Genomic DNA, 22,951 nt, shown 5'->3' with positions numbered 1-22,951 from the left:
AATCGCTTGCAGGCAAGCTCCCACAGGTTTCAGTGGTGTCCACAAAACTAAAAAACACCCCGACCCTCTGTAGGAGCTGCCGTAGGCTGCGATCTTTTGATTCTGATCTTCAAAGGCCAAGGCAAAAGATCGCAGCCTGCGGCAGCTCCTACCGGGCATCGATCAATACCAGCTTCATGTTTGAATTTCTTCAAAGGTATCAAGCCTGGCGTCAGGCCCGGGTACACCGCGATTCACTGTGGGAGCTGGCTTGCCAGCGATAGCGGTGTGTCAAAAAAATAAGGATGTGACTGACCCGCCGTCATCGCTGGCAAGCCAGCTCCCACAAGTTTGCGTGTCGTCCAAAAAACTCAAAAACACCCTGATCCCTGTAGGAGCTGCCGCAGGCTGCGATCTTTTGATTCTGATCTTCAAAGGCTAAGGCAAAAGATCGCAGCCTGCGGCAGCTCCTACAGGACACCGGTCAATGCCAGCTTCATGCTTGGTATCAAGCATGGCGTCAGGCCCGGGTACACCGCGATTCACTGTGGGAGCTTGCCTGCAAGCGATGGGGCCATGGGTGTCGCCGCAGGGAAACCGAGGCGGAATACGGTCATGACACCTGGCAAGCTCTTCACCTCCGCTACCCCCTGATGCAGGCTCATGATCGAGTGCACGATGGCCAGTCCCAGCCCGGTGCTGCCCTGCGAGCGCGAGCGGGCGCTGTCGACGCGGTAGAAGCGGTCGAACAGGTGCGGCAGGTGTTGCGCCTCGATGCCGGCACCGGGATTGCTGACCAGCAGTGACGCCTGCGTTGCGCCTTGTTCGATCAGCAAGGTGATGGTTTTGCCGTTCGGGCAATGGCGCAGCGCGTTGGACAGCAGATTCGAAATCGCCCGCTGAATCATCAGCCGATCGCCCAACACCGATGCGCTGCCCACAACGTTCAAGTGAATCTGCTTGTCCTGCGCCGACAACGAAAACATCTCCGCAACCTTCGCCGCTTCCGCCTCCAGCGCCACCGATTCAAACGGCGCCAGTGCCGACGGATGACTGACCTGCGCGAGAAACAGCATGTCGGAAACAATCCGCGCCACGCGCTCCAGCTCCTCGGTACACGACACCAGCACGTCCTGGTATTCCTCACTCGTGCGCTCGCGCGACAGCGTCACCTGGGCCTTGCCCATCAGGTTGTTGATCGGCGTACGCAGCTCGTGCGCCAGGTCATCAGAGAACTGCGACAACTGCTGCACCCCGGCATCCAGCCGATGCAACATGAAGTTGATGCCCTGCGCCAGCTCGCTCAGCTCCTGCGGCATGTTCACCACCGACAGCCGATGTTCCAGATCCTGCGTCGAGACCATCGCCGCCACTTTGCGAAATTCGCGCAGCGGCGCCAGTCCCCGCTGCACCGCGCCCCACGCCGTCAGGCCGATGAACACCAGCAACAGTGGCAGGGCAATCAGCGTCGAGCGCAGATAGGCGCTGAGCAAAGCCTGATCATGCGCGTTATCCATCGACAGCAGCACCGGCACGCTGCTGCCGTCCTTGAGGCGAATCAACTTCGACGCGGTGAGGAACTTTGCCCCTTCGGCATCGCTGCTGTCGCTATAGGCCAACTGCTCGGTAGTGCCTCGCACCGCGCGCAATTCGGCGCGTGGATCCTTCAGCCCCGAGCCGGACTTGAGCAGCGGCGAACGCAGGTTCGAGCGGTCATAAATCGTCAGCGTCAGGTTGTCATGGCCCATGACCTGATCGAGCAGAATGTGCGGCTTGCCACTGACTTCGTTGGCGTCGACATACAGCGACAGGCTGTGTTCCACCTGCGCCATCTTCTTTTCCAGGCTGTCGCGCGACAGTGCATTCAGCTCATGGGTCAGGGCGAAATAGGCGAGGATCGCCAGAAACACCACCAACAGCGCGCCGAGAATACTCACGGTCAAACCGAGACGCATCGACAGGCTGGCGGGCTTCATTCCCGGGCCTCCAGCACGTAGCCGACACCGCGCAGGGTGTGGATCAGCTTGTTGTCGAACGGATCATCGATCTTCGCCCGCAAGCGGCGGATCGACACTTCGACCACGTTGGTGTCGCAGTCGAAATTCATGTCCCATACCAGCGAGATGATCTGCGTACGGGTCAGCACCTCGCCGGACTGGCGCATCAGCAAATGCAGCAGGGCGAATTCCTTGGTGGTCAGGTCGATGCGCTGCTCGCCACGAAACGCCCGATGCCGGCCCGGATCCAGCTCCAGATCAGCGACTTTCAACACCTGCGGCAGCGGAATGTTTTCGCTGCGGCGCATCAGGGTGCGGACCCGCGCCAGCAGTTCGGGAAACTCGAACGGCTTGACCAGATAGTCGTCGGCGCCCAGGTCCAGACCGCGAATCTTGTCCGCCAGCCTCCCACGCGCGGTGAGCATCATCACCCGCGTGGAATGAGTGCGGCGCAGTTGTTCCAGTACACCCCAGCCATCCAGTTCCGGCAGGTTCACGTCGAGAATGATCAGGTCATAGGCCTGCTGTTGCGCCAGATGCAATCCATCGGCACCGGTGGCGGCGTGGTCAACGATATAACCACTTTCGGTCAAACCCTGATGCAAGTATTCGGCAGCTTTAAGCTCGTCCTCGACGACAAGGATTCGCATGATCTATCACCACTTTTATTTAAGGGATATTTAATTAAGGTGACCGGGAAAGTTATGGTTTTTGTAAGGGATCCGGACGCAGTTCAATCACTGAATGACGAGCACGGTAAAGGCTGTAGTGGCTACAGAGTCAATCTCGGAGGCCTTTAAAACGGCCATCCGCGACAGCCTGTCGCAGCCTGGAAGCGTCAGCAGACATCTATTGCATTCAGGCAAGTGCTGTTCAGCAGATAACTACCGTGTTTTTGTTTCGATGTATTTCGATAACTCCGTTTGCACTTCGCATCCTAGAACAAAACAACTTTGCTGAACCGTGGATAACGGATTTGTAATGTTCCAGTCACCTTGTCGATAAGTTCAAAACCCTAACGTGGCGGCATCGAAAAATCCTGAATTCAAGGAACTCCTCCATTGCCCGGTGTAATTGAACTGACGGCGCGATCACGCCTGAACAAAACCGCCAGCGGCCTCTTGTTGCTGGCGTGCAGCAGCCTTGCCAGCGCATCGACCCTGACCCTGGATCAGGCGCTGCAAAGTGCCTTCGCCGGCAACCCCGATCTCGCTGCCGCGCAGTGGGAAATCGGCATAGCCGAGGGCGACCGCCAACAGGCTGGACTGATCCCCAATCCCGAGGTGTCGTGGGAGGCCGAAGACACCCGGCGCAACTCCCGCACCACCACGCTGATGCTCAGCCAGCCGATTGAGCTGGGCGGCAAACGCGGTGCGCGCATCGATGTCGCCAGCCGTGCGCAAGACGCCGCCGGCATCGAGCTGGAGCGCAAGCGCAATGCCTTGCGCGCCGATGTAATTCAAGCGTTCAACAGTGCGCAAACCGCGCAGCAGCGCTTGCAGTTGTCGCGTCAGTCGCTGCAACTGGCCGAACACGGTGTGCGTGTTGCTCAGGGGCGCATCGAGGCCGGTAAATCGTCGCCGGTCGAGGGCACCCGAGCGCAAGTGCAGCTCTCGGAAGTGCGCCTGGAGGTGAGCCGCGCCGAGCGCGATCAGGCCAACGCCTATCAGCAACTGGCGCAGGTCATGGGCGCACCGTTGCCGACCTCGACCAACGTCCAAGCCGCCACGCCAAACCTCGCCACGCTGCCGCCGTCCGGCCGTTTGCTCGAGCGTCTGAACCAAACCGCCGAGCTGCGTCTGGCGAAGCTGCAGATCGATCAGCGCGAAGCCTCGTTGGGCCTGGAAAAGTCGCAGCGCATTCCCGACCTGACCGTGAGCATCGGCAGCCAGTACAGCGAAACCGAGCGTGAGCGGGTCAACGTGGTCGGGCTGTCGATGCCGATTCCGCTGTTCAACCGCAATCAGGGCAACGTGCTCGCCGCCGCACGGCGCAGCGATCAGGCGCGGGATCTGCGCAACGCCACCGAGCTGCGTTTGCGCACCGAAGTCCAGACCAGCCTTGAGCAATGGCAGACCGCCAATGGCGAAGTCAACGCGTTCAACCAGACCATCCTGCCCGCCGCACAGAGTGCAGTGGACAGCGCCACCCGTGGTTTCGAAATGGGCAAGTTCGGTTTCCTCGACGTACTCGATGCCCAACGCACCCTGATCGCCGCGCGCAGCCAATACATCCAGGCCGTCAGCGAGGCGACCGACGCCCGCGTGCGCCTCGAACGGATCTTCGGCGACCTCAGCGTCGGCCCTTGAATTTCATTTTCAGACAACTGCGCGAAGCGCGGCGCAGAGGAGTTTCCATGGATAAAAAACTGATGGTGGTCGCGGTGGCGACCCTGGCGCTGGGCATTGGCCTCGGTTCGATGTGGCCCGCCAATTCAAATATCGACGCGCATGCCGACGAGGCTGCCGAGCATGCCGATCACGCCGAGGAGGGCGCTGCCGCCGAAGGCGAACATGCCGAAGAAGGCCACATCGAATTGAACGCCGAGCAGATCGCGGCAGCGGGCATTCAACTGGCCGAGGCGCGGGCGCAGAGCATCAGTCTGGGCCTGTCGTTTCCCGGCGAAGTACGCTTCGACGAGGACCGCACGGCGCACGTCGTACCGCGCGTGCCGGGGGTGGTCGAGTCGGTGGCGGTCAACCTCGGGCAAGTGGTGAAGAAGGGCCAGTTGCTGGCCGTGATCGCCAGCCAGCAAATCTCCGATCAGCGCAGCGAGCAGGCTGCCGCGCAACGGCGTCTGGCCTTGGCGCGTACCACCTACGAACGCGAGAAAAAGCTCTGGCAGGACAAGATCTCCGCCGAGCAGGATTTCCTCCAGGCCAGGCAGGCGTTGGAAGAAGCGGAGATCGCCATGAACAACGCCCGGCAAAAAATCAGCGTGCTCAGCGGCAGCGTGGTCGCCACCGGCGGCAATCGCTACGAACTGCGCGCGCCATTCGACGGCGTGGTGGTGGAAAAACACCTGACGCCGGGCGAGGTGGTCGATGAGACCACCGCCGCTTTCACCCTCTCGGACTTGTCCCGCGTGTGGGTGACCTTCGGCGTTTCGCCCAAGGATCTGACCCAGGTGCAGGTGGGCAAACCGGTCACCGTCAGTGCGCCGGAATTGAAAGCCGAAGTAACCGGCAGCGTGGCTTACGTTGGCAGCCTGCTCGGCGAACAGACCCGCACCGCGACCGTGCGCGTGACCCTGGAAAACCCGCAAGGCTCGTGGCGCCCGGGGCTGTTCGTCAGCGCACGGGTCGCCACTGACAGCCGCGAAGCGAAAGTGGTCGTGCCGGAAACCGCGATCCAGACCGTCGAGGACAAACCCACGGTGTTTGTGCGTACCGACGACGGTTTCAAGGCGCAGGCGGTGGAGCTGGGCAGCCGCGCCGCCGGCCACGTCGAGGTCACCCAAGGGCTGGAACCGGGCGTGCAAGTCGCCAGCGCCGGCAGCTTCGTTCTCAAGTCGGAGCTGGGCAAAGCCTCGGCCGAGCACAGTCATTAATTCTGGAAGGTCCCCATGTTCGAACGCCTGATCCAGTTTGCCATCGAGCAGCGCATCATCGTGCTACTCGCCGTTCTGCTCATGGCCGGCCTCGGCATCGCCAGTTATCAGAAACTGCCGATCGACGCCGTGCCCGACATCACCAACGTCCAGGTGCAGATCAACACCGGTGCCGCCGGGTTCTCGCCGCTGGAAACCGAGCAGCGCATCACTTTCCCGATTGAAACCGCGATGGCCGGTTTGCCGGCGCTGGAGCAGACTCGTTCGCTGTCGCGTTCGGGGCTGTCGCAGGTCACGGTGATCTTCAAGGACGGCACCGACCTGTTCTTTGCTCGCCAACTGGTCAACGAGCGTCTGCAGATCGCCAGGGAGCAATTGCCCGAAGGCGCGGAGGCGGTGATGGGGCCGATTTCCACCGGCCTCGGCGAGATTTTTTTGTGGACGGTCGAGGCGCAGGAGGGCGCGTTGAAGGACGACGGTACAGCCTACACGCCGACCGATCTGCGGGTTATTCAGGACTGGATCATCAAGCCGCAGTTGCGCAACGTACCGGGGGTGGCGGAGATCAATACCATCGGCGGGTTTGCCAAGGAATATCAGATCGCGCCCGATCCGAAACGCCTCGCCGCGTACAAACTCACGCTCACCGATCTGATCACGGCGCTGGAGCGCAACAACGCCAACGTCGGCGCCGGCTACATCGAGCGCAGCGGTGAGCAGTTGCTGATCCGCGCGCCGGGGCAAGTGGCGAGCACCGAAGACATCGCCAACATCGTCATGGCCAATGTCGATGGCACGCCGATCCGGGTGAAGAACGTCGCCACGGTGGAAATCGGCCGCGAATTGCGCAGCGGCGCGGCCACCGAAAATGGCCGCGAAGTGGTGCTCGGCACGGTGTTCATGTTGATTGGCGAGAACAGCCGCACCGTTTCACAGGCAGTCGCCAGCAAGCTCGAACAAATCAACAAATCCCTGCCGCCAGGCGTGATCGCCGTGCCGGTTTACGACCGCACGCACCTGGTCGACAAAGCCATCGCCACGGTGAAAAAGAACCTGATCGAAGGCGCGATTCTGGTGATCGCGATTCTGTTCCTGTTCCTTGGCAACATCCGCGCCGCGCTGATCACGGCGATGGTGATTCCGCTGTCGATGCTGTTCACCTTCACCGGCATGTTCAGCAACAAGGTCAGCGCCAACCTGATGAGCCTCGGCGCGCTGGACTTCGGGATCATCGTCGACGGCGCGGTGGTGATCGTCGAGAACACCCTGCGCCGCCTCGCTCACGCGCAGCAGCATCACGGCCGCTTGCTGACCCGTGCCGAGCGTTTCAAGGAAGTGTTTGCGGCAGCAAAAGAGGCGCGGCGACCGCTGATTTTCGGCCAGTTGATCATCATGGTGGTGTACCTGCCGATCTTCGCGTTGAGCGGTGTTGAAGGGAAAATGTTCCACCCGATGGCGTTCACCGTGGTCATCGCGCTGCTCGGTGCGATGTTGCTGTCGGTGACCTTCGTCCCGGCGGCGATTGCGCTGTTCGTCACCGGCAAGGTCAAGGAAGAAGAGGGCGCAGTGATGCGCGGTGCGCGTCGGGTGTATGCGCCGGCGCTGGCTTGGGTCATGGCCCATCGCACGGCGGCCGTGGGCGCGGCGTTGGGCGTGATCGTGCTCAGCGGCGTGCTCACCAGCCGCATGGGCAGCGAGTTTGTACCGAGCCTCAGCGAGGGGGATTTTGCCCTGCAAGCGCTGCGGGTGCCGGGCACCAGCCTGACGCAATCGGTGGACATGCAGCAGCGCCTGGAGACCCTGATACTCAACAAAGTGCCGGAAGTCGAGCGGGTGTTCGCTCGCACCGGCACGGCGGAAATCGCCTCCGATCCGATGCCGCCGAACATCTCCGACAGCTACGTGATGCTCAAACTCAAGGATCAATGGCCAGACCCGGACAAGTCCCGCGAAACCCTGATGGCCGAACTGCAAACCGCTGCCGCGACGCTGCCGGGCAGCAACTATGAACTGTCGCAGCCGATCCAGTTGCGCTTCAACGAACTGATCTCCGGCGTGCGCAGCGATGTCGCGGTGAAGGTGTTCGGCGATGACATGGACGTGCTCAATGCCACGGCAGCGAAGATCGCGGCGGCGATGCAGAAGGTTAACGGCGCCTCTGAAGTGAAGGTCGAACAGACCACCGGGTTGCCAGTGCTGACCATCAACATCGACCGCGACAAGGCGGCGCGTTACGGGCTCAACGTTGGTGATGTGCAGGACACCATCGCCGTGGCCGTCGGCGGGCGTCAGGCCGGCACCTTGTACGAGGGCGATCGGCGTTTCGACATGGTGGTGCGCTTGTCCGATGCCATGCGCAAGGACATCGACGGCTTGTCGGCGTTGCTGATTCCGGTGCCGGCACTGAGCGGTGCGGCGAACCAGATCGGGTTTATCGCACTGAAGGACGTCGCCAGCCTCGATCTGGTGCTCGGGCCGAACCAGGTCAGCCGCGAAAACGGCAAGCGCCTGGTGATCGTCAGCGCCAACGTGCGCGGGCGGGATATCGGTTCGTTCGTCAGCGAGGCCGGTGCGCTGATCGAGCGCGAGGTGCAGGTGCCGGCCGCTTACTGGACCAGTTGGGGCGGGCAGTTCGAACAACTGCAATCGGCGGCCAAGCGCTTGCAGATTGTGGTGCCGGTGGCGCTGCTGCTGGTGTTCGGCTTGTTGTTCATGATGTTCAACAACCTGAAGGACGGCTTGCTGGTGTTTACCGGGATTCCGTTTGCGCTGACCGGTGGCGTCATGGCGCTGTGGCTGCGGGATATTCCGTTGTCGATTTCCGCAGGCGTGGGATTTATCGCGTTGTCCGGGGTGGCGGTGCTCAACGGCCTGGTAATGATCGCGTTCATTCGCAATTTGCGTGAGGAGGGGCGGTCGCTGGCGGAGGCAATCAACGTCGGTGCGCTGACGCGCTTGCGGCCGGTGTTGATGACGGCGTTGGTGGCGTCGCTGGGGTTCATTCCGATGGCGCTGGCGACGGGCACCGGCGCCGAAGTGCAGCGACCGCTGGCAACCGTGGTGATCGGCGGGATTCTGTCCTCGACGATTCTTACATTGCTGATCTTGCCGGCGCTGTACCAGATCGCCCATCGCCGGGATGAGGACCCGACACCTGCCTGATAGAACAACCCCAAACCCTGTGGAGAGGGAGCTTGCTCCCGCTGGACTGCGCAGCAGGCCGCGCTTTTTCATAGGAAGAGCGAGGGCCGCTGCGCGCCCCAGCGGGAGCAAGCTCCCTCGCCACAAGGTATTTCTCGGGCCTGACATGACGTTGCTGATCTTGCCGGCGCTGTACCAGATCGCCCATCGCCGGGATGAGGACGTCACACCTATCCAATAGAACAACCTCAAACCCTGTGGCGAGGGAGCTTGCTCGCGCTGGACTGCGCAGCAGGCCGCGCTTTTTCAAAGGAAGAGCGAGGGCCGCTGCGCGCCCCGGCGGGAGCAAGCTCCCTCGCCACAGTTATTTCTCTGGCCGGAAACTCTCGGCGTAGCTGCCGCGCCTGGCACATTACGAATCTGTAATTCCCCCGCCACCGTCACGAAAGGTGCGCCTTGTTACCTTGATTCCGTCAGTTACTTAAACGAGGAATCAACCATGAAATTCGCCCGACTGAGTGCCTTTGCAACTGCTCTGATGCTGTCGTCCCTGGCCATGGCCGAAGGCGGTGGTGACCGCACGTTCGACCGGATGATGAGCGCCAATGAGCGCGCCGTGGAGCTGTTCGTGGCCAAGGAAAAAGCCGCTGCCAATCCGGTGGTGGTCAATGAAAAGAAAGAGCAGAAAACCCAGGATCTTTAACGCTGCGTGAAGCTGAAACAAGCCCGTCATCGCGCATCGCTGCCGGGCTTTTTTTTGAGTCTGGACGGGAAGGAGATGGAGATGAAAATGCTTAAGTCGATGGTGTTCGCTGGCGTCATGGCGATGTCCGTGAATGCACTGGCCGAGGGCGGCGGTGATCGTACCTTCGAGCGTGCGTTCAGCGCCAACGCCAAAGCCATGGAACAATACGCGGCTGAACGCGGCAAAGCGGCGCCGCTGGTGAAGGAATACGAATACGGAATGAAGCTCGATGTGGTGAAAATCGTCAGCGTGGTGAAGCCGCAGCCAGCGTGCTCGGTGGTGCCTACGGCCATGACCTACGAAGATTCGCGTGGGCAGCTCAATACGCTTAAGTACAGCGTCGCGGGCGTGTGCCGCAATAGCGGCGGCTGACCAGCGCCTGTTGCCTGCAGGCGCTGTCGCAGGAGTGGTGCATCAGCTAGCGGATTATTGCGCACCAAACATCGCCGTCCAGTAGATCCCGGCGCTGCTCTTCGGATCGGTCGCGTAGGCGGCGCCAAGTTCCTTGTATTGCGGGTTCATCAGGTTGGCGCAGTGGCCGGGACTGGCGAGCCAGCCGTCGACGACCTTGCGCACGGTGTCTTGCCCGGCGGCGATGTTTTCGCCGACCAGTTGCCCGCCGTAGCCGGCCAGTTCGGCGCGGTCACCGGGTGTGCGGCCGTCGCGGTCCTTGTGGTCGAAGTAATTGTTGTTGGCCATGTCGCGGCTGTGATCCTGGGCGATCGTGCCCAGGCTCGCGTTCCACGCCAGTGGCCCGGCAGCGGCAAAGGCCTGGCCGCCGCATTGGCGCGGCTGGGCACGGGCGGCGTTCAGTTGTTCGAGCAACTTCTGACCTTCACTTTGCGCATCACCGAGTTTCGCCGAGAGCAACGGTCGCGCCAGCACAATGCGCCAGTCTCGATCAGCACGGCTGACACCGACATCGACAAACTGCGGATCCAGCACCACCTGACAGAAGCTCTCCTGAATCGCCTTCATCGCCGACGCCGCATCCCGTGGGCCGTTGAGGGTGATCGCCTGCACGTTGACCATCGGGTAGCTGGCGCTGGCCATGGCCTGTTGCAGATCGACCGCGCCGCTGGCCGGCAGTCTCAGCCGTGGGTCAGCCGACAGCGGTGGCAATTCGTTGGACGCCTGGCTGCCGCAACGCTGCGGCTGGCTACGGTAGGCGTTGATCGACTCGATCAGTTGCGACTCGTCGGCAGCCATGGCCGAGGCGGCCACGGCCAACCCCACGGACAGCGCGGCAAGACGCAAAACGGATGGCATGAAGCGCATGGAAATCTCCCTTGAGCTGAGTGCGCTCATGATGCGCGAAATGGCCCGGGGGAGTGCAATGTCTTTTTCTTCACCGAGCGGATTTTTCTGCGGAACGTTGCGCCGGTATTTGCCGTCTACACTCTCCGAAGACCCCGGGAGCCGGGCGTCTCCCCGACGAAACACCTTGCCCGGAACGGGCGCTGCCGGAAGAACTGACATGGGATTGAAATGGTTGGCTGGCTGTTTCGCAGTAACCCTGATGGCCGGTGTGGCAATGGCCACCGATCAGGCCCCGATCAAGGCCAAGGCTGAAGAAAAAGCCCAGGTGCTGGAAGAGAAGGCCGCCGACAAGGTCAGCGCGGCGCCGGCACCCAAATCCGAAGCGATCACCCCCACTGAAGTACAAGCCGTGGACCCTGCCGGCACCGCGCCGCTGGACGATCCGATCACCTGCCTGGCGCGCAGTATCTACTGGGAAGCCAAGGGCCGCGACACGCTGGAAATGGAGGCGGTGGCCAACGTGGTGATGAACCGCCTCGGCCATGACGGCTTCCCCGACACCGTGTGTGCAGTGGTCAAGCAAGGTTCGGAAACCAAGAGCTGCCAGTTTTCCTGGTGGTGCGATGGCAAGGCCGATCAGGTCAAGGAAGATGCCGAATACACCCTGGCCAAGGACATCGCCGGCAAGGCACTCAACCGCCAGTTGCCGGATCGCACCCATGGCGCACTGTACTTCCATGATCGCCAGGTGCATCCGAGCTGGGCCAAGGAGTACAAAAAGACCGCCGCGGTCGGCAAATTCCTGTTCTATAAACCGGCCGGCGGCGATGCGCGCTAGAGGCATACTTCCCGCACACAGTTGCGCAACCAGCGGTGCGCCGGGTCGGCATCCACGCGCGGGTGCCAGAGCATCGACACGCTGATCGGCGGCATCCTGAAGGGCAGGGCGAAGCTGTGCAGGCCCATGCGCAGCTTGCTGGTGTGACGCTCCGGGACCGTGGCGATCAGGTCCGATTCGCGCACCAGCGCCAGCGCCGCCGAAAAGCCGCCGAATGAAGTGACGATATCCCGTGTCAGACCTGCGGCGAGCAACGCTTCGTCGACCGGGCCGCTGCTGCGCCCACGCCGTGAGATCAGAATGTGCTGGCCGCCGGCAAAGCGTTTGCTGCTGATCTTGCCCGCACTCAGCGGATGACCTTCGCGCACTACACCGATCCAGTGATCCTCAAACAGAATGCGGCTGTGCAGCGTCGGATCGGTGCTGTCATCGACCACGCCGGTCTCCAGATCGACCCGGCCTTCGCGCAGCGGCGTGCTGTCCTTGTCGGCTTTCTGCACAAAGCGCAGGCGCACGCCGGGTGCTTCTTCAGCGATGCGCGCGAGCAGCGCGGCGGCGAAGGTTTCGACAAAGCCGTCGGTGTTGCGCAAGGTGAAGGTGCGTTGCAACTGGCCGGGCTCGAGCACTTCGGCGGGGCGCAACAGCGCTTCGGCTTCCTGCACCAGAGCGCCGACTCGCTCACGCAATTCCAGCGCACGCGGGGTCGGCACCAGACCGCGGCCGGCGCGCACCAGCAACGGATCGCCAGTGGTTTCACGCAGACGGGCCAGGGCGCGGCTCATCGCTGACGGGCTCAACCGCAGAATGTGCGCGGCGCGGGCGACGCTGCCTTCGCGCAACAACACGTCGAGGGTGATCAACAGGTTCAGATCCGGCGTGCTCATGACATGGCGTTCCATGCAGGTATCAAGTGCAAAGCATGCGTCTTGCGCCTTGCCTTGTCGAGACTCAGGCTATGCCGTCTGACCTTTGCACCAGGAGCGCCCGATGCCCGGATTCCCCTTGCCCCCTCAAGCCCGCTGGGCGCTGACCAGTCTGGCCCTGTCGATGTTGATGCCGTCGCTGGACACCAGCATCGCCAATGCCGGATTACCGACGTTGGCCACAGCGTTCAATGCGACGTTTCAACAGGTGCAGTGGATCGTGCTGGCGTACCTGCTGGCGGTCACCACGTTGATTGTCAGTGTCGGGCGCCTGGGCGATGTGTTCGGGCGGCGGCGCCTGCTGCTGATCGGCATCGGCATTTTTACCAGTGCGTCGCTGTGCTGTGCGCTGGCGCCGGGGTTGGGCTGGTTGATCGGCGCACGCGCAGTGCAAGGCCTTGGCGCGGCGATCATGTTCGCCTTGACGGTGGCGCTGGTGGCGGATGCGGTGCCCAAGGCGCGGGCGGGCAGTGCGATGGGCTTGCTGGCAACCATGTCGGCCACCGGCACCAGCCTCGGGCCGTCGCTGGGTGGGCTGCTGATCGCGCATGTCGGCTGGCCGTCGATCTTTGTCCTCAACGTGCCGTTGGGTCTGCTCAATGCGTGGCTGGTTTATCGCTATCTGCCGGCGGATCGGCCAGCGAAGTCGAGGGTCGCGTTTGATTACCTCGGCAGCGCAGTGTTGGTGATGACGCTGGCGGCCTACGCGCTGGCGATGACGGTTGATGGATTTACCCTGCTGTTGCTGTTGGTCAGCCTGTGCGGTGCCGGGGTGTTTGTCGCGGTCGAGATGAACGCCAGGGCGCCGCTGATTCGTCTGTCATTGTTTGCCGACTCGCGTCTGAGCAGCAGCCTCGCGCTGACGTTGCTGGTGACGACAGTGATGATGACCACGCTGGTGGTCGGGCCGTTTTACCTGAGCCGGGGCCTGGGACTGGGCAGCACCGTGGTCGGCCTGGCATTGTCGGTCGGGCCGCTGCTGGCGGCATGCGGCGGAGTGCCGGCCGGGCGTCTGGTGGATCGCTTCGGCGCACAGCGGGTGGTGCCGGGAGCGTTGCTCGGGTTGGCCGGTGGTTGCAGTTTGTTGGCGCTGTTGCCGATGAGTTTCGGTCTGCCGGCGTATCTGCTGCCGATGGCAGTCATTGCCAGCAGTTACGCATTGTTCCAGGCGGCGAACAATACCGGGTTGATGGCGACGGTCAGTCAGGACCAGCGCGGCGTGGTATCGGCCTTGCTCGGGCTGTCGCGCAATCTGGGCTTGATCACCGGCGCGGCGGTCATGGGTGCGGTGTTCGCCTTCGCTACGGGCGACCCGACGCAAGCCCCGGCCGAAGTCATCGGCAGCGGCTTGCACAGCACGTTCGGGGTTGCGGCGGCGCTGATGGTCATGGCCCTGATCATCAGCTGGCGTGGGTACTCAAGATACTCGCCACCTGCTGTGGCTGGCAGTTGAGGTACGGCGAGGATTTCAGCCAGCGCTGGTCCGGGTACCAGGAGAACATGAACTGGCCGTCCTTGAGTTTGTCGATCACTTGCTTGGCCACTTGCGGGCGCACCGCCGGGCAACCCTGGCTGCGACCGATGCGGCCCTGACGCTTGCTCCACAACGGATTCACGTAGTCGGCGGCGTGGATCACGATGGCGCGGTCGCGGGCCAGGTCATTGAAGCCCGGCTCCAGACCGTCCATGCGCAGCGAATAACCGTGCGTGCCCTTGTAGCTTTCCTGGGTGCGGAACAGACCGAGGCTGGACTGGTAACTGCCTTCGCGATTGGAAAACTGGGTGGCGAAGTTTTCCCCGGAATTCGAACCATGGGCGACCAGATCGCGCAGCACCAGTTTCTGTCTGCTCAAGTCGAAGATCCACAGCCGGCGGGCGGTGGAGGGTTGCGAATAATCGATGATCGCCAGGTGGCGTGAGGGTCTCGCGCCATTGTTGACCGCACATTGCATGGCGCTCAAGGCACCTTTCAGCGCTTGGGGATTGAGTTCCGGCGCGGCGTGGGCGAGGCTGGTGAAGAGAACCGGCGATGGTTTGCCGGCGGCGAAAGCTGGGCTGGTCACGACGACGAGGGTCGCGGTGGTCAGCAGAAGTCGGCGCAAAAACGTCAACATTTATAAAGTGTCCTCACTTGCTACTTATTTGGCACTTTGGCTCCTGACTCCCAGTCATACCCGACAGACCCCTGTTTCGAGCCTGACTGTTCAGCGCACCTGATGTAAGGTTGACCGTCATTCAGACGGCCACGGATTGGAGTAAAGCAGTTGTTCAAAAAGTACGCATGCTACTTGAGCATTTGTTTGCTCGCTGCGCCGTTTGTCGCTTGCGCCGATGAGCCGCTGCCGCCGTTGCAGACCCTGCCGACGCCGCCGGCGGAAATGCCGCTCGAGCCACAAAGTCCGCTGCAAGCGGTGCTGATCGGTTTACCCCAGGCGTGCCCGGCGATTGCCGCGCACCTGAGCGGCGCGGCGCTGACGCAATTGCAAGCGTTCTATCAGCAGCAGGACTGGCTGCCGGTGTGGGCCAGCGAATCCGGGCGATTGCCGGCCTTGCGCGCGCAGTTGCAGCTGTTGGCCGACGATGGCCTCAATCCCAAGCGTTATCCGGTCGCCGCTAATCCGCCACAGGACGGCGAGTTGTGTGCCGATATCGACATCAGCCGCTCGTATCTGCAAGCTCTGCAGGACCTGCATTACGGTCGTCTGCTGCAATCGCATTTCGAGCCGCTGTGGCATTCCGATGACACCCCGCGTGATCGCCAAGCGGAATTGCTCGCTATCGCCGTGCCGGGTCTGCAGGACATCAAGACCGCGTTCGATCTGGCGCGCCCGCGTCTGGCGCAATACCAAAGCCTGCGCCACCTCTACGCCAGCCAGCGGCTGCAAGCCTTGCCGCACTGGCAGTCGGTGGGCAACGGACCGCTGCTGCGCCCGGCGATGGAAGACAAACGCGTGCCGGAACTGGCCCAGCGCCTGTACAACGAGGGCTATCTGACCCACGCCATCGGCACGCCCGGCAATGCCTATGAGGGCGTGCTGGTGGAAGCGGTGAAGAGCTTTCAGGCCAACCATTCGTTGCAGGCCGACGGGGTAGTCGGGCCGGGGACGATTGCCGAGCTCAACATCAGCCCGCTGACGCGCCGCGAGCAGTTGCGCGTCAATCTCGAACGCTTCCGCTGGCTGGCCCAGGACATGGAGCCCGACGGTTTGCTGGTCAACGTCGCCGCCGCTGAGCTGACCCTGTATCAGGCCGGCGTGCCGGTCTGGCAGACCCGTACTCAGGTCGGTCGCGCCGAACGCCAGACCCCTCTGCTCAAATCCCGGGTCACGCGCCTGACCCTGAACCCGACCTGGACCGTGCCGCCGACCATCTGGAAAGAAGACAAGCTGCCGGCGATCCGCAAGGATCAGACCTTCCTCAGCCGGCAGAACCTGCAAGTGCTCGACGCCCAAGGCCAGCCGTTGGCTGCAGCGGATATCGACTGGGACAACCCCGGCAACATCATGCTGCGTCAGGACGCCGGGCCGCGTAATCCGCTGGGGCAACTGGTGATCCGCTTTCCCAACCCGTTCGCGGTGTACCTGCACGATACGCCGAGCAAGGCCCTGTTCGACAAAGGCCCGCGCGCCTTCAGCTCCGGCTGTGTGCGGGTCGAGCACCCGATGCAACTGCGCGACCTGTTGCTGACCCCGGCGGAACGTACGCGCACCGATACTTTGCTCGCCACCGGCAGCACCCACGAATTCCGCCTGTCGGCACCGGTGCCGATCCTGATGACCTACTGGACGGCGCAGGTCGGCAAGGATGGGCAGGTGCGTTATGCGCCGGATATCTACAGCCGCGACAGCGCACTGCTCGCCGGCCTCGACGGCGCCCACTGACCGACACCCTGCGGCAGCTCCTACAGGGTTTGTGTGATTCCGCAAGCTTGCGCAGCGTCTAGCCCCAGTGTCCCCGCAATCCCATGGGGCGAGACTTCGGAACCCGGCATGCAAGCGCTGTTGAACGAGATTCTTGACGCTGTCCGGCCCCTGATCGGGCAGGGCAAAGTGGCTGATTACATTCCCGCCCTCGGCACCGTGCCGGCCAATCAACTGGGCATCGCCGTGTATGGCAACGACGGCGAAATGTATTGCGCCGGCGACGCCGAGACGCCGTTCTCGGTGCAGAGTATTTCCAAGGTGTTCAGCCTGGTGCAGGCGATCGAGCATTCCGGCGAGGCGATCTGGGAGCGCCTGGGCCACGAGCCGTCCGGCCAGCCGTTCAACTCGCTGGTGCAACTGGAGTTCGAACGCGGTCGCCCGCGCAATCCGTTTATCAACGCCGGGGCGCTGGTGATCTGCGACATCAACCAGTCGCGCTTCGCCGCGCCGGCCTTGTCGATGCGTGACTTCGTGCGGCGCCTGTCGGGCAATCCGCAGGTGATCGTTGACGGCAAGGTTGCCGAATCCGAATACCAGCATCGCGCCCGCAACGCGGCCATGGCGTACCTGATGCAATCATTCGGCAACTTCCATAACGACGTCGAAGCGGTGCTGCGCAGCTACTTCAGCCACTGCGCATTACGCATGAACTGCATCGATCTGGCCCGCGCATTCTGCTTCCTTGCCAACGACGGTTTCTGCAAACACAGCGGCGAACAGATCCTCACTCGGCGGCAGACCCAGCAGGTCAACTCGATCATGGCCACCAGCGGGCTGTACGACGAGGCCGGCAACTTCGCTTACCGCGTCGGCTTGCCGGGCAAGAGCGGGGTCGGCGGCGGGATCGTCGCGGTGGTGCCGGGGCAGTTCACGGTGTGCGTGTGGTCGCCGGAACTGAATGCTGCCGGCAACTCGCTGGCGGGGATGGCGGCGCTGGAGATGCTCAGTTCGCGGATTGGCTGGTCGGTGTTCTGACCCGATCTTCCAAACACTGCAAAACCCTGTGGGAGGGAGCTTGCTCGCGAAAGCGTCGTGCCTGTCGATGCATCTCTCGCTGACCCACCGCATTCGCGAGCAAGCTCGCTCCCACAAGGGTTTTGTGTTGCCTGGGGGATGAGTGTTCCTATACATTTTCCGGCCGCCCCTCTTATGGTGAATCCGCTTCATGTCTCTTGCGCTCGAACGTCTAGTCGCTGGCACGCCGATCCCTTTCGCTGGTAACCGCGTGACCGTGGTCAGCCCCGAACTGGCGGCGCGGTTTCAGCCCGGTGACCATCTGCTGGTCGAGCAGGTGAGTGGCGAGCTGTTGCTGATTCCGGTGGCCGATCAACAAGCGGCTGCGGTGGCAATCGAGCGTGCGCAAGCGGCGTTCAGCGCGCTTTCGGCGGTGTCCGACGAGGCCATCAGCCACTTCTTCGATCTGTTCGCGCAACGCCTGGAAACCGCGGAGTGCTGGAGCCTGATCGAAGCGGCGAACCTGGCTGACATCGAGCGCGCCAAGGCCCGTGGTCGCTCCACCACCCGACTGCTCGCCGATGAGCGCATGCGCCGCGACATGATCGCCGGTCTGCGCGCCTGGCGGGATGCGCCGGCCACGCGCGGCAAAGTCATCAGCAGCGTCGAACACGACGGCTGGAAGATCGAGCAAGTGGTGTCGCCGCTGGGCATCGTGGCTTTCGTGTTCGAAGGGCGGCCGAACGTGTTCGCCGATGCCGCCGGCGTACTGCGCACCGGCAACACCGCGGTGCTGCGCATTGGCAGCGACGCGTTGGGCACCGCGCAAGCGATCGTCACTCACGCGCTGAACCCGGCGCTGGCCGATGCCGGTCTGCCGGCGGGGGCGGTTTCGCTGGTGGAAAGCGTCAATCATGCCGCCGGTTGGGCGATGTTCGCCGACCGGCGTCTGTCGCTGGCGGTGGCCCGGGGTTCGGGGCGTGCAGTCAGCCAGTTGGGCAGCATCGCCCAGCAGGCGGGCACGGCGGTCAGCCTGCACGGCACTGGTGGCGCGTGGCTGATTGCCGATCGTGACGCCGACGCGACACGTTTTGCCGCAGTGGTGCGTAATTCGCTGGATCGCAAAGTCTGCAACACGCTGAACGTCTGCCTGATTCAACGTGATCGTGCCGTCGAGCTGATCCCGCTGTTCCTCGATGCGCTGCAGCAGGCCGGTACCGCACGCGGTCAGGGCTGCAAATTGCACATCGTTGCAGGCAGCGAAAGTTACCTGCCGGCTGAGTGGCAGAGCGCGACAGTCGAGGTCTATCGCGCCGAGGGTTATCAGACCGAAGCCCTGGCTGAAGCGCTGGCGGAATCCGAATTGGGCCGCGAGTGGGAATGGGAAGAAACCCCGGAAGTCAGCCTGATGATCGTCGACGATCTGGATCAGGCGATCGCGCTGTTCAACCGCTACAGCCCGCAGTTCACGGTGTCGTTGATCAGCGAGGATGCTGCTGCTCAGGAACGCTTTTACAACGCGGTGAACGCGCCGTTTGTGGGTAACGGTATTACCCGTTGGGTCGACGGGCAGTACGCGCTGAACAAGCCGGAACTGGGGCTTTCGAACTGGGAGAGCGGGCGCCTGTTTGCGCGCAGTGCGATTCTTTCGGGGGATGGGGTGTTTACGGTGCGTAGTCGCATGACCCAGATCGACCTCAGCGTAAAACGCTGATCGTAAAGCGCTGATCTGAACACCAAACCTGTGGCGAGGGAGCTTGCTCCCGCTGGTCTGCGCAGCAGACCCAAAAAAGCGAGGGCCGCTGCGCGCCCCAGCGGGAGCAAGCTCCCTCGCCACAGGGTTGCACTGTTCTCCTTCAGGCGGCTGCGCTGGCGTTTGCCTGAATGGCACACGTCGCCGGCTGCTCAGCCAGCGGTACAAACGTACGGCGGTCCGCCGCCAGCGCGTCGATCGAGCCGGTCTCGATGTCATACACCCAGCCATGCAGGTTCAGCAGGCCTTTCTCCTGCGCCAGGCGCACGCTCGGGTGGGTCTGAATATTCGCCAGTTGCGCGATCACATTTTCCCGCACCATCGAACTCAATTTCGCCGCGTCACTGGCATGCGGCCGCGCCTCGTTCACCACTTTCGCCGACTCGGCATGTTGCAGCCAGCCGCTGACGGCAGGCAGGTGATCCATGCATTTGCATTGGGCAATCGCGGTCATCGCGCCGCAATCCGAATGGCCGCAGATCACGATGTCGGTCACCCCAAGCACCGCCACCGCGTATTCCACCGTTGCCGAAACCCCGCCCGGATGCGGGCTGTAGGACGGCACGATATTGCCCGCGTTGCGGATCACGAACAGCTCGCCGGGTTCTTGCTGGGTCAGCAGTTCCGGCACCACACGGCTGTCGGAACAGGTGATGAACAAGGTGCCGGGGTGCTGGGTGGTCGCCAGGTGTTTGAACAGTTCGGTGCGTTGCGGGAAGGCTTCGTTCTGGAACTTCAGGAAACCGTCGATCAGGGCTTTCATGGGCGTGTCCTCATTGAGCAAGAGAGCGGTTGGCCCGCACGCGAGGTGCGGGCCGCGCGGATCAGAACGGACGCAGCGGCAGGAACTTGCCGTCGAGGGTGACCACGGCGCGGGAGCCGCCTTCCGGGTCTTCGACTTTCTTGATGTCGAGCTTGAAGTTGATGGCGCTGATGATGCCGTCGCCGAACTGCTCGTGGACCAGAGCTTTGAGGGTGGTGCCGTAGATCTGGATCATCTCGTGGAAGCGGTAGATGGTCGGGTCGGTCGGCACGCCGCTGAGGCTGCCGCGCAGCGGGATGATCTGCAGGGCGGCAATGGCGTCGGCATCCAGTTCAAGTTTGTCGCCGACCACTTGCGCAGCGTCTTGCGGCAACGGGTGCTGGCCGAGCAGGGCCGCGGTAACGTAGGCCAGGCTCAGGCCGGTGCCATCGGCCAGATCCTGCCATGACAGATTCTTGCGGGCCTTGATGTCGAGGATGCGGGTGGTCAGGGCCAGGCTGGCATCGTTGTAGGCGTGGGACTGTTGCATGGTGTCACTCCTTTCAAGGTTGGCTTGCTGTGTGGGAGCCATCTTCTGCCGATTGATCCATAGCGTCCAAGACCGATATACAATGCTTCGCATAAGCCCTGCCTATAGATGGTGAGCCCCATGCTGCTGCGACATTTGCGATATCTGCTGGCCGTGGCCGATCACGGCGGATTCACCCGGGCGGCGGAGGCGTTGCATGTGTCGCAGCCGACCCTTTCGCAACAGATCCGCCAACTGGAAGAAAGCCTCGGGGTGAATCTGTTTGATCGCACTTCACGCACCGTTAGAGCCACCGATGCCGGCGAGGCCTACATCGAATGCGCACGGCGCGTGCTGGTGGAACTGGAAGCGGGCAAGCGCGCGTTGCATGACGTGAAGGATCTGTCCCGTGGCAGTCTGCGCCTGGCCATGACCCCGACGTTCATGGCGTATCTGGTCGGGCCGTTGGTGCGTGACTTTACGGCGCGCTATCCGGGTATTCATTTGCAGATTTTCGAACTGTCGATGGACGACATCGAGGCGGGGCTGGCTGACGATTCGCTGGATGTTGCGATTGCCTTTACGCCGGTGCGCAACCCGGACATCGAATGCATTCCGGCGTTTACCGAAACCCTGGGGATCATGGTCGGGCGCGAGCATCCGCTGTATGAGAGCCAGTCGGTGCTGACGGCGAGTGACCTTGCACAACTGGATTTTGCCTTGCTGGCGCCGGACTTCATCACCCGATTATCGATCGATGAATACTTCCGTCAGCAGGGGATCACGCCACAGGTGCGGATCGAGGTGAACTCGGTGAGTACCTTGCTGGAAGTGGTGCGCCATTCGCCGCTGGCGACGATGTTGCCCGAAGCGATTGCCAGCGAAGACCGGGCGTTGCGTCGCTTGAGCGTCGAGAACGAAGCGCCGCAGCGTGGGGCGGCGTTGTTGCGGCGGCGCAATAATTATCACAGTGCGGCGGCGCTGGCGTTTGTGAATCTGGTCCTGCAAACGAAAATCTGACCAACAACACAGCCCCCCTGTGGGAGCGGGCTTGCTCGCGAAAGCGGTTTATCAGTTGAATAGATGTCGACTGACACGGCCCATTCGCGAGCAAGCTCGCTCCCACAGGGTTATATGACTCGCAGATGTAAAAAGGGCCTGCTTCTTATGGGAAGCAAGCCCTTTTATTTATTGAGGTGGAAACTCAGTAGAACCGGTCAATTACCCGAACTTCATTCTTGTTCTGCATCGAATCCCACGCCTGTTTCAGCGTCTGCAGCACATTGCCGATGAAGTCCTTGTCGGCCGCAGCTTTCTTGCCGACATAACCGTGGCCGCGGCGGTACATCTTCAGGCGGGCCAGCAGGTTCTGGTTGCTGCGGTCGAATTCTTCTTCACCAGCGTGGGGCGACAGGCAGTCGATATGCACCTGACCCGACTTGCTGATCCAGAGAATGTGGCTGTCGTGGCTGTCTTTTTGCGCAGCGAACATACGAGCCAGTTCTTCGATAGTAGGTTGATTGTTCAGATTCATGATGTTTGCCCCTTGACCAGTCTGGTGATCTTTCAAAGTTGATTCGCTAATACAGGTAGCCCATCGGTTAGTTGATCCCTGGCACCGAAACCAGGACGTCAGCGGTCGCCCGTGTGAAGTACGGGGTCATGCGTCTGTTGCATGTAGTCGTGTTGAATAACTGCTACGCAATAGCGTCACAACGAGGAGAAGCAGCGAAAACCGGGAGGCTCCTTGACGACGTTTTCAGGGTCGACCACAAGCGTCTTGAGAATTTTCGCCAGCGCTTCTCGTCCTTGTACTGGACGTTCAGGCCAGGTCAGCTTCTTCAATCTGCCTTGTGGGCAGCGTGTATCCGGAAAAAACAACTCGGCGGTCAGACGAGTTTGCTCAAGCGTGTTACCGATGTTCCCGATCGGGGAACGTCTTCATCATGCAAAAGCAAAACGGTGCCGTCAACGGTTTTGTAGTGATTATTTTTGTTCACTACATATTGTCGGACAAAGCTGTTTTGGAATGAGAAAAGTTCCGTTCAGGCAACGGAAGCGGGGGCGTACAGGACGTAGAAGGTGCAGGGGTAACCGTCCACGGCGCGCTGCTGGCGGGTGACTGCGCCGCCAGTCAATTCGGGGATCAACCTGGCCCAGAAGCGCTGCGCAGGCAGGTTGGCGTCGATGTGGAAAATCTGCCATTGACCGGGCAGACGGCTCAAGAGGGCAGAGACGACAAACTGCGCGACGCCTTGGCCACGAAAGCGTCGGGTGAGGAAAAAGTAGCCGATGTTGTGTTCGGCGCCGTCGATGTGGGTTTCATCATCCACAGTCACGAAACCGGCCAGTTCACCGTCGACGCGGATCAGGAAAGGTTGGGTAGCGGGATTGCGCCAGTAATCGTCCTTCTGCTGAATGCTGAAGAAGCCGTGTTCGCCGAGTTTCAGTGGTAGCCATTGGCTGAAGTCGTACATGTAGAACTGCATGAGGTTTTCGATGGTTTGCAGTTCGTCGCGGTGGGCGGGGTGGAGTTCGATGGTGGGCATGTTCAATGAACTCCAAAAGGGAGACTTAAGAACCTTGTGGCGAGGGAGCTTGCTCCCGCTGGGGCGCG

General features: G+C 62.0%; 20 protein-coding genes. 11 read left to right on the top strand and 9 right to left on the bottom strand.

The features are described 5' to 3' along the window. Window positions 1-521: 521 nt before the first annotated feature. On the bottom strand, window positions 522-1,955 hold the full coding sequence (locus tag PMI25_RS15050) for a heavy metal sensor histidine kinase (protein WP_007968803.1): 1,434 nt from the start codon (window positions 1,953-1,955) through the stop codon (window positions 522-524). Beyond that, window positions 1,952-2,626, bottom strand: coding sequence for a heavy metal response regulator transcription factor (locus PMI25_RS15045; protein WP_007968802.1), 675 nt, complete (start codon window positions 2,624-2,626; stop codon window positions 1,952-1,954). Before PMI25_RS15045 ends, PMI25_RS15050 begins: the two co-directional genes overlap by 4 nt. Window positions 2,627-3,037: 411 nt before the next feature. On the opposite strand from PMI25_RS15045, the gene PMI25_RS15040 reads away from it, so the two are divergent. The 5 genes from PMI25_RS15040 to PMI25_RS15020 all read left to right on the top strand — a co-directional run bounded on the left by PMI25_RS15040 (window position 3,038) and on the right by PMI25_RS15020 (window position 9,784). Next, entirely contained in the window at window positions 3,038-4,285 is a 1,248-nt protein-coding gene (locus tag PMI25_RS15040; protein ID WP_007968800.1) for a TolC family protein, read from the top strand. Between the two features lie 47 nt (window positions 4,286-4,332). Further along, a complete protein-coding gene (locus PMI25_RS15035; protein ID WP_007968797.1) occupies window positions 4,333-5,526 on the top strand; it encodes an efflux RND transporter periplasmic adaptor subunit in 1,194 nt (397 codons plus the stop codon). Window positions 5,527-5,541: 15 nt separating this feature from the next. After that, on the top strand, window positions 5,542-8,688 hold the full coding sequence (locus PMI25_RS15030) for a CusA/CzcA family heavy metal efflux RND transporter (protein WP_024164465.1): 3,147 nt from the start codon (window positions 5,542-5,544) through the stop codon (window positions 8,686-8,688). Between the two features lie 478 nt (window positions 8,689-9,166). Beyond that, window positions 9,167-9,370: a co-regulatory protein PtrA N-terminal domain-containing protein gene (locus PMI25_RS15025; RefSeq protein ID WP_007966833.1), complete on the top strand. Its 204-nt coding sequence runs from the start codon at window positions 9,167-9,169 to the stop codon at window positions 9,368-9,370. Window positions 9,371-9,451: 81 nt separating this feature from the next. Continuing rightward, window positions 9,452-9,784 (top strand): DUF2790 domain-containing protein, encoded by a 333-nt coding sequence (locus PMI25_RS15020; protein WP_007966835.1) that lies wholly within the window; start codon window positions 9,452-9,454, stop codon window positions 9,782-9,784. Window positions 9,785-9,838: 54 nt separating this feature from the next. Here the strand turns inward: PMI25_RS15020 and PMI25_RS15015 are convergent, their stop codons facing one another. Then, window positions 9,839-10,690: a CAP domain-containing protein gene (locus PMI25_RS15015; protein WP_007966837.1), complete on the bottom strand. Its 852-nt coding sequence runs from the start codon at window positions 10,688-10,690 to the stop codon at window positions 9,839-9,841. 199 nt (window positions 10,691-10,889) lie between these two features. Between PMI25_RS15015 and PMI25_RS15010 the strand changes: the two genes are divergently transcribed. Continuing rightward, window positions 10,890-11,510, top strand: a complete 621-nt coding sequence (locus PMI25_RS15010) for a cell wall hydrolase (protein ID WP_007966839.1) — start codon at window positions 10,890-10,892, stop codon at window positions 11,508-11,510. Here PMI25_RS15010 and PMI25_RS15005 read toward each other — a convergent pair. After that, window positions 11,507-12,394 (bottom strand): LysR family transcriptional regulator, encoded by an 888-nt coding sequence (locus PMI25_RS15005; protein ID WP_007966842.1) that lies wholly within the window; start codon window positions 12,392-12,394, stop codon window positions 11,507-11,509. The two genes, PMI25_RS15010 and PMI25_RS15005, sit on opposite strands and share 4 nt — an antisense overlap. A 103-nt stretch (window positions 12,395-12,497) precedes the next feature. Here PMI25_RS15005 and PMI25_RS15000 point away from each other — a divergent pair, with 103 nt between their 5' ends. Further along, on the top strand, window positions 12,498-13,886 hold the full coding sequence (locus PMI25_RS15000) for an MFS transporter (RefSeq protein WP_007966844.1): 1,389 nt from the start codon (window positions 12,498-12,500) through the stop codon (window positions 13,884-13,886). On the opposite strand, the gene PMI25_RS14995 is transcribed toward PMI25_RS15000, so the two are convergent. Beyond that, window positions 13,834-14,547 carry a murein L,D-transpeptidase catalytic domain family protein gene (locus PMI25_RS14995; RefSeq protein ID WP_007966845.1) on the bottom strand — a complete coding sequence of 238 codons (714 nt, stop codon included), beginning with the start codon at window positions 14,545-14,547 and terminating at the stop codon, window positions 13,834-13,836. The genes PMI25_RS15000 and PMI25_RS14995 overlap by 53 nt on opposite strands. A 150-nt stretch (window positions 14,548-14,697) precedes the next feature. On the opposite strand from PMI25_RS14995, the gene PMI25_RS14990 reads away from it, so the two are divergent. The 3 genes from PMI25_RS14990 (at window position 14,698) to PMI25_RS14980 (ending at window position 19,024) form a co-directional block, all read left to right on the top strand. Next, entirely contained in the window at window positions 14,698-16,314 is a 1,617-nt protein-coding gene (locus PMI25_RS14990) for a L,D-transpeptidase family protein (protein ID WP_007966847.1), read from the top strand. 108 nt (window positions 16,315-16,422) lie between these two features. Then, window positions 16,423-17,331, top strand: coding sequence for a glutaminase B (gene glsB / locus PMI25_RS14985; protein WP_003226050.1), 909 nt, complete (start codon window positions 16,423-16,425; stop codon window positions 17,329-17,331). 190 nt (window positions 17,332-17,521) lie between these two features. After that, window positions 17,522-19,024: an aldehyde dehydrogenase family protein gene (locus tag PMI25_RS14980; protein ID WP_007966848.1), complete on the top strand. Its 1,503-nt coding sequence runs from the start codon at window positions 17,522-17,524 to the stop codon at window positions 19,022-19,024. Window positions 19,025-19,166: 142 nt separating this feature from the next. Here PMI25_RS14980 and PMI25_RS14975 read toward each other — a convergent pair whose 3' ends face one another. Further along, window positions 19,167-19,826 carry a carbonic anhydrase gene (locus PMI25_RS14975; protein ID WP_007966849.1) on the bottom strand — a complete coding sequence of 220 codons (660 nt, stop codon included), beginning with the start codon at window positions 19,824-19,826 and terminating at the stop codon, window positions 19,167-19,169. Window positions 19,827-19,887: 61 nt separating this feature from the next. Then, window positions 19,888-20,355, bottom strand: a complete 468-nt coding sequence (cynS, locus tag PMI25_RS14970) for a cyanase (RefSeq protein ID WP_007966850.1) — start codon at window positions 20,353-20,355, stop codon at window positions 19,888-19,890. A gap of 120 nt (window positions 20,356-20,475) precedes the next feature. Between cynS and cynR the strand changes: the two genes are divergently transcribed. Next, on the top strand, window positions 20,476-21,354 hold the full coding sequence (gene cynR / locus PMI25_RS14965) for a transcriptional regulator CynR (RefSeq protein ID WP_007966851.1): 879 nt from the start codon (window positions 20,476-20,478) through the stop codon (window positions 21,352-21,354). A gap of 184 nt (window positions 21,355-21,538) precedes the next feature. On the opposite strand, the gene PMI25_RS14960 is transcribed toward cynR, so the two are convergent. Further along, the gene (locus tag PMI25_RS14960) at window positions 21,539-21,868 is read right to left on the bottom strand and encodes a hypothetical protein (RefSeq protein WP_007966852.1); all 330 of its coding nucleotides are present in this window, start codon (window positions 21,866-21,868) and stop codon (window positions 21,539-21,541) included. 511 nt (window positions 21,869-22,379) lie between these two features. Beyond that, window positions 22,380-22,883: a GNAT family N-acetyltransferase gene (locus PMI25_RS14955; protein WP_007966853.1), complete on the bottom strand. Its 504-nt coding sequence runs from the start codon at window positions 22,881-22,883 to the stop codon at window positions 22,380-22,382. Window positions 22,884-22,951 lie beyond the last annotated feature (68 nt).

The organism is Pseudomonas sp. GM30 (genome assembly GCF_000282275.2).
GTDB lineage: Bacteria > Pseudomonadota > Gammaproteobacteria > Pseudomonadales > Pseudomonadaceae > Aquipseudomonas.
This window is presented reverse-complemented; position numbering and strand designations above follow the sequence as displayed.

Coding starts and splice junctions, on each gene's coding strand:
- cynR (WP_007966851.1), top strand. CDS start 20,476: ATGCTGCTGCGACATTTGCGATATCTGCTGGCCGTGGCCGATCACGGC.
- PMI25_RS15050 (WP_007968803.1), bottom strand. CDS start 1,955: ATGAAGCCCGCCAGCCTGTCGATGCGTCTCGGTTTGACCGTGAGTATT.
- PMI25_RS15045 (WP_007968802.1), bottom strand. CDS start 2,626: ATGCGAATCCTTGTCGTCGAGGACGAGCTTAAAGCTGCCGAATACTTG.
- cynS (WP_007966850.1), bottom strand. CDS start 20,355: ATGCAACAGTCCCACGCCTACAACGATGCCAGCCTGGCCCTGACCACC.
- PMI25_RS15000 (WP_007966844.1), top strand. CDS start 12,498: ATGCCCGGATTCCCCTTGCCCCCTCAAGCCCGCTGGGCGCTGACCAGT.
- PMI25_RS14995 (WP_007966845.1), bottom strand. CDS start 14,547: ATGTTGACGTTTTTGCGCCGACTTCTGCTGACCACCGCGACCCTCGTC.
- PMI25_RS15015 (WP_007966837.1), bottom strand. CDS start 10,690: ATGCGCTTCATGCCATCCGTTTTGCGTCTTGCCGCGCTGTCCGTGGGG.
- PMI25_RS15010 (WP_007966839.1), top strand. CDS start 10,890: ATGGGATTGAAATGGTTGGCTGGCTGTTTCGCAGTAACCCTGATGGCC.
- PMI25_RS15030 (WP_024164465.1), top strand. CDS start 5,542: ATGTTCGAACGCCTGATCCAGTTTGCCATCGAGCAGCGCATCATCGTG.
- PMI25_RS14960 (WP_007966852.1), bottom strand. CDS start 21,868: ATGAATCTGAACAATCAACCTACTATCGAAGAACTGGCTCGTATGTTC.
- PMI25_RS15035 (WP_007968797.1), top strand. CDS start 4,333: ATGGATAAAAAACTGATGGTGGTCGCGGTGGCGACCCTGGCGCTGGGC.
- PMI25_RS14955 (WP_007966853.1), bottom strand. CDS start 22,883: ATGCCCACCATCGAACTCCACCCCGCCCACCGCGACGAACTGCAAACC.
- glsB (WP_003226050.1), top strand. CDS start 16,423: ATGCAAGCGCTGTTGAACGAGATTCTTGACGCTGTCCGGCCCCTGATC.
- PMI25_RS14980 (WP_007966848.1), top strand. CDS start 17,522: ATGTCTCTTGCGCTCGAACGTCTAGTCGCTGGCACGCCGATCCCTTTC.
- PMI25_RS14975 (WP_007966849.1), bottom strand. CDS start 19,826: ATGAAAGCCCTGATCGACGGTTTCCTGAAGTTCCAGAACGAAGCCTTC.
- PMI25_RS15020 (WP_007966835.1), top strand. CDS start 9,452: ATGAAAATGCTTAAGTCGATGGTGTTCGCTGGCGTCATGGCGATGTCC.
- PMI25_RS15005 (WP_007966842.1), bottom strand. CDS start 12,394: ATGAGCACGCCGGATCTGAACCTGTTGATCACCCTCGACGTGTTGTTG.
- PMI25_RS15025 (WP_007966833.1), top strand. CDS start 9,167: ATGAAATTCGCCCGACTGAGTGCCTTTGCAACTGCTCTGATGCTGTCG.